The following is a 13165-nucleotide window of genomic DNA, read 5'->3' as shown; positions in this document are numbered from 1 at the left end:
GTCGCCTCCGCCGCCGGTGCCACCAGCCTCGACAGCCGGTCCGGGCGAGGTCGGGCGGTGCCAGGCTATACACACGATCCGGCCACAGGCCAGGCCACGGAACTAACGGGCATTCAGGGATCATCCGTTCAGTCAGTTGAAGATCATGAACTGGACGGACCGGGCGGCCCTGAATAGCGTGAGGCTCCAAGTCGGCGCCCGGACCGGCGTCAACGCGCCGGACGGTCCCGTCCGCCGGTCGAGCTGAGCAGGTCAATGCGCGTCCTCCACGTCAACAAGTTCCTCTACCGCCGCGGCGGCGCCGAGGGCTACCTGCTCGACCTCGCCGAGCTTCAGCGCGGGGCCGGCGACGAGATCGCGTACTTCGGCATGCGGCACCCCGACAACGAGCCGGGCCTGCCGTACGAGCGGCACTTCCCGCCGTACCTGGAACTGGATCCGGCGCCGCGCGGGCTGCGTCCGCGGACGGCCGCCGCGGCCCGGATGGTGTGGTCGCCGGCCAGCCGGCGCGGGCTGGCCCGGGTCATCGACGACTTCCGGCCGGACGTCGTGCACCTGCACAACATCTACCACCAGCTCTCCCCGTCGGTGCTCGCCGCGGCCCGGTCGGCGGGCGTACCGTGCGTGCTGACCATGCACGACTACAAGCTCGCCTGCCCCAGCTACCAGCTGCTGGACGGGGCCGGGATCTGCGACGCCTGCGTCACCGGCGGTCCGCTGACCGCCGCCCGCCGACGCTGCAAGGACGGCTCGCTGGCCGCGAGCGGGCTGCTCGCCGTCGAGTCGTGGCTGCACCGCCGGCTGCGGGCGTACGACCCGGTCGCGGTCTTCGTCAGCCCGAGCCGGTTCCTCGCCGACGTGATGCGCCGGGCCGGGGTGTACCCGGACCGGCTGCGGGTGGTCAACCACTTCGTCGACCTGACCGGCCTGCCGGCCAAGGCGACGCCGGGCGGGGGAGTCGTCTACGCCGGCCGGCTCTCCGCCGAGAAGGGCGTCGACACCCTGGTCGAGGCCGCCGCCGCGCTGCCGCCCGGCGTCCCGGTCGACGTCGCCGGCGACGGCCCGGCCCGGCCGGCTCTGGAGGCGTCGGCCGCGCGGGTCGCGCCCGGCCGGGTCAGGTTCCACGGCCGGCTCGACAAGGCCCGGCTGCACGCGCTGGTCCGGGCCGCCGGGGTGGTCGCGGTGCCGTCGCGCTGGCACGAGAACCAGCCGCTGGCGGTGCTGGAGGCGTTCGCCTGTGGCGTACCGGTCGTCGGCACCGACCTCGGCGGGCTGCCCGAGCTGGTCGAGCCCGGCGTCGACGGCGAGATCGTGCCGGCCGGCGATCCGGCGGCCCTGGCCGCCGCCCTGACGTCGGTCCTCGCCGACCCCGACCGGGCGCTGGCGATGGGAGCGGCCGGCCGGCGCCGGATCGAACGCGACTTCCCGCCGGCGCTGCACCTGCGCCGGCTGCGGGAGGTCTACGCCGAGGCCGCGGCCGGGGGCACGGCCGGCGCCGGCGCCGCGACCGCCGCCCCGGCCGGCGGAGGTGGCCGGTGAGCCGGGTCCGGGTGCTCTACCTCGCCGGCAGCGGCCGCAGCGGCAGCACCCTGGTCACCACGGTGCTCGGCCAGCTCGACGGCTGTTTCGCCGCCGGCGAGCTGCGCTACCTCTGGCAGCGCGGGGTGCTCGACGACCGGCCGTGCGGCTGCGGGCTGCCGTTCGGTAACTGTCCGTTGTGGACGAAGGTGGTCGGTGCGCTGCCGCCGCCCGTCGACGCCGGCCGGATCGCCGCCGGACTACGTGCCCGGCTGCGGATGCGCGGGCTGCCGGGCCTGCTGCGCCGGCACCGCGCGGGCCGGACCGCCGTACCGGCGCATCCCGACGACGCGGTGCTCGCCGCGCTCTACACCGCGCTCGCCGGGGCGCTCGGCCCCGGCGGACCGGGTGGGCCGGTGATCGTCGACTCGTCGAAACTGCCGCCGTACGGGGCACTGCTCGACGGCCTGCCCGGCATCGACCTGCGGATCCTGCACGTCGTACGCGACCCGCGGGCGACCGCGTTCTCGTGGCGTCGGCGCCGGAGCCTGGACGGGGCGCCCGGGGACCGGCTGATGAGCCGCCCGCCGGTGTGGAAGGCGGCGCTGCTCTGGCTGGTGTGGAACGCCGCCACGCTGCGACTGTGGGGGCGCCGGGCGCCGGACCGCTATCTGCGCGTCCGCTACGAGGACTTCGTCGCCGACCCGGCCGGCACCACGGCCCGCATCGCCGCCTTCGCCGGCCTGGATGCCGACCGGCTGCCGTTCACCGGCCCGCACGAGGTACGCCTCGACGCCACCCACTCGGTCGCCGGCAACCCGTCGCGGCACCGCACCGGTCCGGTGCCGGTCACCGACGACAGCGAGTGGATCACCGGGCTGTCCCGGGGCGGATACCTGATCGCCAGTACGGTGACCGCACCGCTGCTGCGCCGGTTCGGCTATCCGTTGCGCCGCCCGGGCCGGCCACCCGACGACCGCCCGGGCCGGCCGGGAACCGACGACCGTCCGGGCCGGCCGGCCGATGTTGCCGGCGGGCGCCGGTCCGACGACGGGGAGGGCTGACACGTGCTGTCAGTGGTGGCCGGCACCGGCCGGTGCGGTTCGACGCTGGTGCAGGAACTGATCGCCCGGCACCCGGGCGTCGGCTTCGTCTCCGGTCTGGACGACAAGCTGTCCCGGCTCAACCTGCGTGGCCGGTTCAACGGTCGGCTCTACCGGGGCTCGGTGCCGCGTCCGGCCGGGATGACCTCGCTCCGGCACAGCCGGCGGCTGCTGGAGCGCGGCCGGCTGCGGGTCGCCCCGTCCGAGGCGTACCAGTTGCTTGACCGGCAGGTGCTGGCCGGGTTCTCCCGGCCGTGCCGGGACCTGGTCGCCGGCGACCTGACCCCGTTCGTGGCCCGGCGGCTGCGGACGTTCTTCGACTCCCGGATCGAGCGGCAGGGCTGCGCGGTGCTGCTCCAGCACGTCACCGGCTGGCCGCGGACCGGGTTCCTGCACGCGGCGTACCCGGACCTGCGGGTGGTCAACGTGGTCCGCGACGGGCGGGCGGTGGCCAACTCGTGGTTGCAGATGGGCTGGTGGGACGGCTGGCGTGGGCCGGACAACTGGATCTACGGCCCGCTCCCCGGCGACCTGCGCGAGGAGTGGGAGGAGTCCGGGCGGTCGTTCCCGGTGCTGGCCGCGCTGGGCTGGAAGATGCTGATGGCGTCGTTCGGCGAGGCGCGCGCGGCGCATCCGGCGGGGCTATGGCTCGACGTCCGCTACGAGGACCTGATCGCCGACCCGCGCGGGCAGGTGGCCCGGACCCTGGACTTCCTCGGGCTGGACTGGTCGCCGGAGTTCGACCGGGGCTTCCGGCGCTACGAGTTCCACGTCGGCCGGGAGGCCGCGTACCGCGACGAACTGACCCCGGAGCAGGTCGCGGCGGTCGAGCGGGTGCTGGAGAAGCCGCTCGCCGAGTGGGGTTACTGAGCGCCGACCGGGCGGCGAACTTTCGCTGGAACGAGCGAAAGGCGTCGTCAAATCATCGAAAGATGTAGACGTATCCACGTGCGCTGATTAATCTGTTCGCAACATACGGCGTCGCGGTGGTCATGGCACACCCCGGCGACGCCCGATCGTCACGGTCCCGGCGCGGCGGCGCGCGCCCGGCCCGAGCCATCCCCAGTCAGGAAGGGATGCACCGCCATGTCCATTTCCCGTGGACGGGCGACCGGCGCCGCACTCGTGCTCGCCGCCGCCACCGTCCTGGTGCAGGCGGCCGGCCCACCGGCCGGAGCCCACCCGATCAACGCCACCGACTTCCAGCAGGTGACCCTCGCCAGAGGTGTGGCCGAGGTCGGCGAGCCGATGTCCCTGGCGGTCCTGCCGGACCGGTCCGTCCTGCACACCGCCCGCAACGGCACGGTGCGCCGCACCGACGCGGCCGGCACCACCACGGTCATCGGCACGATCCCGGTCTACACCCACGACGAGGAGGGGTTGCAGGGCATCGGCGTCGACCCGAACTTCGCCGCCAACCGGCACGTCTTCCTCTACTACGCGCCCCCGCTGTCCACCCCGGGCGGCGACGCCCCGATCACCGGCACCGACTTCTCCGCCTGGCAGGGCGTCAACCGGTTGGCCCGGTTCACCCTCAACGCCGACTTCACCCTCAACACCGGCAGCCAGGTCACCGTCCTCGACGTGCCCGCCGACCGCGGGCTGTGCTGCCACGTCGGCGGCGACATCGACTTCGACGCCGCCGGCAACCTCTACCTGTCGACCGGGGACGACACCAACCCGTTCGACTCCGCCGGCTACGCCCCGATCGACGAGCGGACCAACCGCAACCCCGGGTACGACGCCCAGCGCACCTCGGCCAACACCAACGACCTGCGCGGCAAGATCCTGCGGATCAGGGTCAACGCGAACGGGACGTACTCGATCCCGGCCGGCAACCTCTTCGCCCCCGGCACCGCGCGGACCCGGCCGGAGATCTACGCGATGGGCTTCCGCAACCCGTTCCGGATGAGCGTCGACCGGGCCACCGGCCACGTCTACGTCGGCGACTACGGCCCCGACGCCGGCTCCACCAACCCCAACCGGGGCCCGTCCGGTCAGGTGGAGTTCAACCGGATCACCTCGCCCGGCAACTACGGCTGGCCGTACTGCACCGGCACCAACACCGCCACCGAGACCTACAACGAGTGGGACTTCGCCACCGGCGCCAGCGGGCCGAAGTACGACTGCGCCGGCGGGCCGACCAACAACTCGTTCCGCAACACCGGCCTGACCACCCTGCCACCGGCCCGCGCGGCCTGGATCCGGTACGGCGGCGACGCCGGCACCCCGCCCGCGTTCGGCGGCGGGTCGGAATCGCCGATGGCCGGCCCGGTCTACCGATACGACGCCGCCAACCCCTCGACCACCAAGTTCCCGCAGTCGTTCGACGGACAGTTCTTCGCCACCGAACTCGGCCGCGGCTGGATCAAACCGATCCACCTGAACGCCGACGGCAGCCCCGGCACCATCGACTCCTTCCCCTGGGTCGGCAAGCAGGTGATGGACTCCGCCTTCGGTCCCGACGGCGCGCTGTACGTGCTCGACTACGGCACCGGCTACTTCAACGGCGACGAGAACTCCGCCCTCTACCGCTTCGACCACCTCGGCGGCGGCAACCGGGCGCCGACCGCCGTCGCCACCGCCACCCCGCTGTCCGGCCCCGCCCCGCTGACCGTCAGCTTCTCCTCGGCCGGCTCCGCCGACCCGGAGGGCGGTGCGTTGACGTACGCGTGGGGCTTCGGCGACGGATCCACGTCGACGGCGGCGAACCCGACGAAGACGTACGCCGCCCGGGGGACGTACACCGCGACGCTGACCGTACGCGACCCGCAGGGCGCGACCGGTACGGCGAGCGTGACGGTCAGCGTCGGCAACACCGCGCCGACGGTGACGATCAACTCGCCGCGGAGCGGGCAGCTCTTCTCGTTCGGCGACACCGTGCCGTTCTCGATCACCGTCGCCGACCCGGAGGACGGCGCGATCGACTGCTCCAAGGTCAAGATGACGTACGTGTTGGGCCACGACAGCCACGGTCACCAGATCACCTCGACGAACGGCTGCTCCGGCTCGCTGACCGTGCCCAACGACGGCGAGCACGACGACGCGGCGAACATCTTCGCCGTGTTCGACGCCGAATACACCGACGCCGGCGGGCTCACCACGCACACCCAGCACATCCTCCAGCCCCGACACCGGCAGGCCGAGCACCACAAGACCAGCTCCGGGGTGAACACCTTCGCCAAGGCCACGGCCGAGGGCGGCCGGACCGTCGGTGACATCCACAACGGCGACTGGATCGCGTTCGAGCCGTACAACCTCTCCAACGCCACCTCGTTCACCGCCCGGGTCTCGTCGGCCGGCGTCGGCGGCACGATCTCGGTCCGGGCCGGCTCGCCGACCGGCACCGTGCTCGGCACGGCGACCGTCCCTGTGACCGGCTCCTGGGACACGTTCACCGAGGTCACCGGCACGATCGCCAACCCGCCGGCCGGCACCACCACGCTCCACCTGACCTTCGCAGGTGGCAGCGGCGCGCTGTTCGACGTCGACGCCTTCACCTTCGTCACCGGTACGACGTCCGGCGGCACCGGGCCGGTGGTCGGCCTGGCCGGCAAGTGCCTCGACGTACGAAGTGGTGCGACGGCCGACGGCACGCAGGTGCAGATCTACACCTGCAACGGCACGGCGGCCCAGACCTGGACGCGTAACGGCCAGACGATGCGGGCACTGGGTAAGTGCCTCGACGTGTCGGGTGCGGGTACGGCGAACGGTACGAAGATCCAGGTGTGGACCTGCAACGGGACCGGCGCCCAGGCGTGGTCGCCGCAGGCCGACGGGACGCTGCTGAACCCGGTGTCGGGCAAGTGCCTGGACGTCTCCGGCAACAACTCCGCCGACAGCACCCCGGTGCATCTGTGGACCTGTGGCACCGGCGCCAACCAGAAGTGGACACTTCCCTAGAAAGGAGCAGACCGTGCGTAGATTCGTCAGATCCTCGATCGGCCTCGCCACCGCTTGCCTGGCTGCCCTGGCCTGCACCAGCGCCCCCGCCGGCCCGGCCAGCGCCAGCCCCACCGACGCCCCGTACGACGTGCTGGTCTTCTCCAAGACCGCCGGCTTCCGCCACGACTCGATCCCGATCGGCATCCAGACCATCCGCGACCTCGGGGCGGCCAACAACTTCACGGTCACCGCCACCGAGGACGCGGCGGCGTTCACCACCGCCAACCTCAACCAGTACGAGGTGGTCGTCTTCCTCAACACCACCGGCGACGTGCTCAACGCCAGCCAGCAGACCGCCTTCGAGTCGTACCTCGCCGGCGGCCGGGGATACGTCGGCGTGCACGCCGCCGCCGACACCGAGTACGGCTGGTCCTTCTACGGCAACCTGGTCGGCGGCTACTTCGCCTCGCACCCGGCGATCCAGCAGGCCAACATCAGGGTCGAGGACCGGTCGCACGCCGCGACCGCGCACCTGCCGCAGACCTGGACCCGCACCGACGAGTGGTACAACTACCAGACCAACCCCCGCTCCGGCGCGAAGGTGCTGGCCACCCTCGACGAGTCGTCGTACTCCGGCGGGTCGATGGGCGCCGACCACCCGATCGCCTGGTGCAAGACGTACGGCGGCGGCCGGTCCTTCTACACCGGCGGCGGACACACCCAGGCGTCGTACGCCGAACCCGCGTTCCGCACCCACCTGCTCGGCGGGATCCGCTACGCCGCCGGCCGGGTGCAGGCCGACTGCCGCGCCGAGACCGGCTACACCACCCTCTACAACGGGTCGACCGCCGGCTGGTCGCAGGCCGGGCCGGGCAGCTTCACCAATTCCGACGCCACGCTCACCTCGGTCGGCGGGATGGGCCTGTACTGGTACAGCGCCCGGCAGTTCACGTCGTACTCGTTGAAGCTGGACTGGCGGATGGCCGGTGACGACAACTCGGGCGTCTTCATCGGCTTCCCGCCGTCGACCGACCCGTGGTCGGCGGTGAACAACGGCTACGAGATCCAGATCGACGCGACCGACGCCGCCGACCGCACCACCGGCGCGGTCTACACATTCAAGTCCGCCGACCTCGCTGCCCGCGACGCGGCGCTCAACCCGCCCGGCACCTGGAACACCTACGAGCTGCTGGTCGAGGGGGAGCGGCTGCAGATCTTCCTCAACGGTGCCAAGATCAACGATTTCACCAACACCGACCCGGCCCGCTCGCTGGCCGGCCACATCGGCCTGCAGAACCACGGTACGGGCGACGACGTCTCGTTCCGCAACGTCCGGATCCGGGAACTCGGCGGCCCGCCGCCGACCGGCGGCACCGGCCCGGTGGTCGGCCTGGCCGGCAAGTGCCTCGACGTACGAAGTGGTGCGACGGCCGACGGCACGCAGGTCCAGCTCTACACCTGCAACGGCACGGCGGCCCAGACCTGGACCCGCAACGGCCAGACGCTGCGGGCCCTCGGCAAGTGCCTCGACGTGTCGGGTGCGGGTACGGCGAACGGTACGAAGATCCAGTTGTGGACCTGCAACGGGTCCGGCGCGCAGAACTGGGCGCCGCAGGCGAACCAGACGCTGGTGAACCCGGCGTCCGCCAAGTGCCTGGACGTGTCCGGCAACAACTCCGCCGACAGCACCCCGGTGCACCTGTGGGCCTGCGGCACCGGCGCGAACCAGAAGTGGACACTTCCCTGAGTTAGAGTGTGGGCGGCGACCCTCGGCGGTGGCCGGTGACCTGGCGGGAGGCGCAACCCGCCAGGCCCAGGTGCGGAGCAGCCTGGGCCCGGGTGTGGAAGCACCGTCGGCCCAGGTGTGGAGCAGCCTGGCCCGGGTGCGAATGCACCTGTCGGACCAGGTGTGAAAGCACCCACCGGTGACCGCCGTGGCCGCCACGCACCATGGTCTCCTCGCGCCACCCCACCGGCGCCGCGTCAGCGTGCCGCCGCCCGCGAATCCCGCGTCACGACAGGGGAGTAGGACAATGGCGCGACCCATCACGCTTTTCACCGGCCAGTGGGCCGACCTCCCGTTCGAGGAGGTGTGCCGGCTGGCCTCCGAGTGGGGCTACGACGGCCTGGAGATCGCCTGCGGCGGTGACCACTTCGAGGTCGACAAGGCGCTGTCGGACGACACGTACGTCGATCGCAAGCGCGAGACGCTGGCCAAGTACAACCTCCAGGTCTTCGCGATCTCGGCCCACCTGGTCGGCCAGGCGGTCTGCGACCACCCGATCGACGAGCGGCACAAGGGCATCCTGCCCGGCCGGATCTGGGGGGACGGCGAGCCCGAGGGGGTCCGGCAGCGGGCCGCCGAGGAGCTCAAGGACACCGCCCGCGCCGCCGCGAAGTTCGGCGTCAAGACCGTCATCGGCTTCACCGGGTCGTCGATCTGGCACACGCTGGCCATGTTCCCGCCGGTGCCGCCGGAGATGATCGACCGCGGCTACCAGGACTTCGCCGACCGCTGGAACCCGATCCTCGACGTCTTCGACGAGGTCGGCGTCCGTTTCGCCCACGAGGTCCACCCCAGCGAGATCGCGTACGACTACTACACCACCAAGCGCACCCTGGAGGCGATCGGCCACCGGCCGGCGTTCGGCCTCAACTGGGACCCGTCGCACTTCGTGTGGCAGGAGCTGGACCCGGTGAACTTCATCTTCGACTTCGCCGACCGGATCTACCACGTCGACTGCAAGGACGCGAAGGTCCGTACCGGGGACGGCCGGCGTGGCCGGCTCGCCTCCCACCTGCCGTGGGCCGACATGCGCCGGGGTTGGGACTTCGTCTCCACCGGCCACGGCGACGTGCCGTGGGAGGACTGCTTCCGGGCGTTGAACGCGATCGGCTACGACGGCCCGATCTCGATCGAGTGGGAGGACGCCGGCATGGACCGCCTGGTCGGCGCCCCCGACGCGCTCGCGTTCGTCCGCCGGCTGGCCTTCGACCCGCCGTCCGCGTCGTTCGACGCGGCCTTCTCGACGAAGGACTGAACCGCACGGAAAGGGGGCCGGTCGCGTGGCGACCGGCCCCCTTTCGTCACCCGTGACTAGAGGGTGCTGCCGTTGGCGTTCGGGTTCGACGGCTTCGACGTCTTCGAGGTCGATGTCGAAGCCGCGGTCGATCCGCTGCCCACCGAGGAGCCGGCGAAGTCGTCCACCTGGCCCCCGGTCGAGCCGGCGCCGAGGCTCAGCTTCTCGCCGAGGCGGGTGTGGCTGAGCCGGTCCTTCCCCTCGCTGTAGAGGCGGGTGGCCTGCGCCTGGGCGACGCCGGCGGCCTCCTGCACCGTCGGGTGGTCGAGGACCTTCCGGCCCTTGACGACCAGTTCGTCGTACTTCTCGCGGCCCGCGCGGGCGCCGATCACGAAGCCCGCCGCGACCCCGGCGATGAACCAAAGCTTTCCGCGCATTGCGGCTCCCTCCATGCCTGACGCGGTGTTGCGCCCCGGGTCTGCCCCGTGGTCAACGGTGTCGCGCCTGCGTCGTCTGTCCTGCCGTTACCTACCCATCCTCCTCCGAGACCATGCGTGTCGGAGCGCACCACGGCGATTTGCCCCGTTTTGGTGGGGTGGCGTGTCGCGAAGAACCCCCTGGACCGAAGGTGGAGGAGTTGCTGTAAAGTTGTGCCGGCACCGGGAGCCGGAGAGATCCGGAACCGGGCGCACAGCAGTCCCCCGTAGCTCAATTGGCAGAGCAGCCGGCTGTTAACCGGCAGGTTTTTGGTTCGAGTCCAAACGGGGGAGCTTTTTGTGGGCGCACCCATTGTCGACACCGACGTTCTTGTCATCGGTGCCGGTCTGGCCGGCCTCGCCGCAGCCCGCCGCCTGCACCGGGCCGGCATCGATTGGCAACTCCTCGAAGCGTCCGACCGCGTCGGCGGCCGGGTCACCACCGACGAAGTCGACGGATTCCAACTCGACCGCGGCTTCCAGGTCCTCAACACCGCCTACCCGCGGCTCACCGCACTCGTCGACGTCGACCGGCTCGACCTGCGCGAGTTCACCGCCGGCGTGCTGGTCCGCCGGGCCGGCCGACCGCACCGGCTCACCAACCCGCTGCGCGACCCCACCGGCGCACCCTCCGCCGCACTCGCCGGCATCGGCCGGCTGTCCGACCGGCTCCGGTTCGCCGCGCTGGCCACCCGGCTCGCCACCACCGACCCGGACCGGCTGCTCGCCGCACCCGAGATCAGCACCCAGACCGCGCTGCGCCGCGCCGGCCTGTCCCACGGGATCATCGAGGAACTTCTGCGTCCGTTCCTGTCCGGCGTCTTCGCCGACCGCGAGCTGACGACCTCAAGCCACGTGTTCGCGATGGTCGTCCGCTCGTTCGCCCGCGGCCGGATCGGCGTACCCGCCCGGGGATGGCCGCCCTGCCCCGGGCGCTGGCCGCGCCACTGCCCGCCGACCGCATCCGGCTGGACACCCCGGTCGAGCGCATCGCACCCGGCACCGTCCACACCGCCGCCGCCCGGATCGGTTGCCGGGCGGTGCTGGTCGCCACCGACCCGACCACCGCCGCCCGGCTGCTCCCCGACCTACCGGCTCCCCGGATGCGGGCCCTGACCACCTATTACCACGCCGCGCCCGAGGCACCGCTGCGCGAACCCGTTCTGCTGCTCGATGGCGACCGGCGCGAACTCGTCGCCAACACCGTCGTCGTCAGCAACGCCGCGCCGACGTACGCGCCACCCGGCCGGCACCTGATCGCCACCTCGGTCGCCGGTCCGGCGGTACCCGAGCCCGTCGTACGGGCCGAACTCGCCCGCCTCTACGGGCGTCCCACCGCCGACTGGACCCACCTGACCACGGTCGAGCTGCCGTACGCCCTGCCGGCCGCCGACCCGCCCCAGGGAAACCTGCGCAAACCCGTCGCCCTCGGCGACCGGCGTTACGTCGCCGGCGACCACCGGGACAGCCCGTCGATCCAGGGCGCCCTGGCCAGCGGCTGGCGTGCCGCCGGCGCCGTCCTGCGCGACCTACGGGCTCACCACGCCGACGGCGAGTAGTCCTTCAGGAAGCAGCCGTACACGTCCTCGCCCTGCTCGCCGCGCACGATCGGGTCGTACACCCGGGCCGCCCCGTCGACCAGGTCCAGCGGCGCGTGGAACCCCGCCTCGGCCAGCCGCATCTTCGTCGGGTGCGGCCGCTCGTCGGTGATCCAGCCGGTGTCCACACTGGTCATCAGGATGCCCTCGGCGAACATGTCCGCCGCGCTGGTGCGGGTCAGCATGTTCAGCGCCGCCTTGGCCATGTTGGTGTGCGGGTGTCCGGCACCCTTGTAGCCCCGGCTGAACTGGCCCTCCATCGCCGACACGTTCACCACGTACTTGCGCCGCGCGGGCGCCGCCGCCAATGCCGACCGCAACCGGCTGACCAGCACGAACGGGGCGGTCACGTTGCACAACTGCACCTCGAGCAGTTCCAGCGGGTCGACCTCGTGCACCCGCTGGCTCCAGCTGTTGACCGCGTCCAGGTCGGGCACCAGACCACCGGCGTCGATCGCCGTCGACGCCGCGATCCGGTCCGGGGTCGCCGATCGGCTGGTCAGCGCCAGCGCCGTCAACGCCTGCGGGGTGAACATGCCGCCGCCGGCCGCACCGGCGGTCAGTTCGGACCGCCCCGCCCCGCCGAAGATCACCAGTTCGGGCAGCGAACCGTCCGGCAGTGGCGCCGACTCCGCCCCGACCAACTGCGCGTACGCGCCGGCGGAGCGCCGTACCGTCTGGGCCGCGTTGTTGATCAGGATGTCCAGCGGGCCCTGCGCGGCGACCGAGTCCGCCAACGCCACCACCTGCCCCGGGTCGCGCAGGTCGATGCCGACCACCTGCAGCCGGTGCAGCCAGTCGGCGCTGTCCGGCATCGCCTTGAAGCGGCGTACGGCGTCGTGCGGGAACCGGGTGGTGACCGTGGTGTGCGCCCCGTCCCGCAGCAGCCGCAGCGCGATGTACATACCGATCTTCGCCCGGCCACCGGTCAGCAGCGCCCGCCGCCCGGTCAGGTCGGCCCGGGCGTCCCGCCGGTCGCGGTTGATCTTCGCGCAGGACGGGCACAACTGGTGGTAGAACGCGTCCACGTCGTGGTAGCGCTCCTTGCAGATGTAGCACGCGCGCGGACGCAGCAGCCGGCCCGCGCTCGCGCCGCTCGTCGGCGACGCCAGCGGGATGCCCTTCGTCTCGTCGTCGATCCGCCCCGGCGCGCCGGTCGCGGTCGCCGCCGTCACCGCCTCGTCGGCGGCCAGCACCGCCTCCCGCCGGTCCCGGCGCCGGTGCTTCTTCACCGTCTTGAACAGCCGGGCCGTCGCGCGCCGCACCTGTACGGCGTCCGGGTGCTCGACCGGCAGGTCGTCGACCGCGGCCAGCACCCGCAGGCACACTTCAAGATCCGCCGGGTCGATCCCCGCCGAGCCCGCCGCCTGGTCGTACCCGTTCGCCGTCATGCTCCGCTGCCGTTTCCGTTCCGTTCACGCGGGCCGCCGACCAGCCCGCCGTAGCGGACTCTACGCAACCGCCGGTCACACCCGAAAACGCGCCGAGATCCGCGTGATCAGGGACCAGGTCGGGAGTGTCGCCGGCGTGGCGACGGCCCAGCTCCCTGATCACGCGGATCTTGT

Annotated in this window: 8 protein-coding genes, 1 tRNA gene and 1 pseudogene; 8 read left to right on the top strand and 2 right to left on the bottom strand. The window is 72.2% G+C overall.

Features of this window, described 5'->3' with window-relative positions:
* Nucleotides 1-255 precede the first annotated feature (255 nt).
* From Prubr_RS03530 to Prubr_RS03505, 6 genes are all read left to right on the top strand, one after another.
* Nucleotides 256-1539, top strand: coding sequence for a glycosyltransferase (locus Prubr_RS03530; RefSeq protein ID WP_212821587.1), 1284 nt, complete (start codon nt 256-258; stop codon nt 1537-1539).
* Complete coding sequence (locus Prubr_RS03525) at nt 1536-2582, top strand: sulfotransferase family protein (protein WP_212821586.1); 1047 nt, start codon at nt 1536-1538, stop codon at nt 2580-2582. Before Prubr_RS03530 ends, Prubr_RS03525 begins: the two co-directional genes overlap by 4 nt.
* A gap of 3 nt (nt 2583-2585) precedes the next feature.
* Nucleotides 2586-3491 carry a sulfotransferase family protein gene (locus Prubr_RS03520; protein WP_212821585.1) on the top strand — a complete coding sequence of 302 codons (906 nt, stop codon included), beginning with the start codon at nt 2586-2588 and terminating at the stop codon, nt 3489-3491.
* 216 nt (nt 3492-3707) lie between these two features.
* Complete coding sequence (locus tag Prubr_RS03515) at nt 3708-6524, top strand: PQQ-dependent sugar dehydrogenase (RefSeq protein WP_212821584.1); 2817 nt, start codon at nt 3708-3710, stop codon at nt 6522-6524.
* Nucleotides 6525-6537: 13 nt separating this feature from the next.
* Nucleotides 6538-8253, top strand: coding sequence for a ThuA domain-containing protein (locus Prubr_RS03510; RefSeq protein WP_212821580.1), 1716 nt, complete (start codon nt 6538-6540; stop codon nt 8251-8253).
* A 286-nt stretch (nt 8254-8539) separates the two neighbouring features.
* Nucleotides 8540-9547, top strand: a complete 1008-nt coding sequence (locus tag Prubr_RS03505; protein ID WP_212821579.1) for a sugar phosphate isomerase/epimerase family protein — start codon at nt 8540-8542, stop codon at nt 9545-9547.
* Nucleotides 9548-9603: 56 nt separating this feature from the next.
* Here Prubr_RS03505 and Prubr_RS03500 read toward each other — a convergent pair whose 3' ends face one another.
* Entirely contained in the window at nt 9604-9963 is a 360-nt protein-coding gene (locus tag Prubr_RS03500; protein ID WP_212821578.1) for a hypothetical protein, read from the bottom strand.
* A 260-nt stretch (nt 9964-10223) separates the two neighbouring features.
* On the opposite strand from Prubr_RS03500, the gene Prubr_RS03495 reads away from it, so the two are divergent.
* Nucleotides 10224-10296, top strand: a tRNA-Asn gene (locus Prubr_RS03495).
* Between the two features lie 18 nt (nt 10297-10314).
* Nucleotides 10315-11561: pseudogene (locus Prubr_RS03490) on the top strand (NAD(P)/FAD-dependent oxidoreductase).
* Here the strand turns inward: Prubr_RS03490 and Prubr_RS03485 are convergent.
* Nucleotides 11540-12991, bottom strand: a complete 1452-nt coding sequence (locus Prubr_RS03485; RefSeq protein ID WP_212821577.1) for an SDR family NAD(P)-dependent oxidoreductase — start codon at nt 12989-12991, stop codon at nt 11540-11542. The pseudogene Prubr_RS03490 and the gene Prubr_RS03485 overlap by 22 nt on opposite strands.
* Nucleotides 12992-13165: the final 174 nt, after the last annotated feature.

It is taken from the genome of Polymorphospora rubra (genome assembly GCF_018324255.1).
GTDB lineage: Bacteria > Actinomycetota > Actinomycetes > Mycobacteriales > Micromonosporaceae > Polymorphospora > Polymorphospora rubra.
This window is presented reverse-complemented; position numbering and strand designations above follow the sequence as displayed.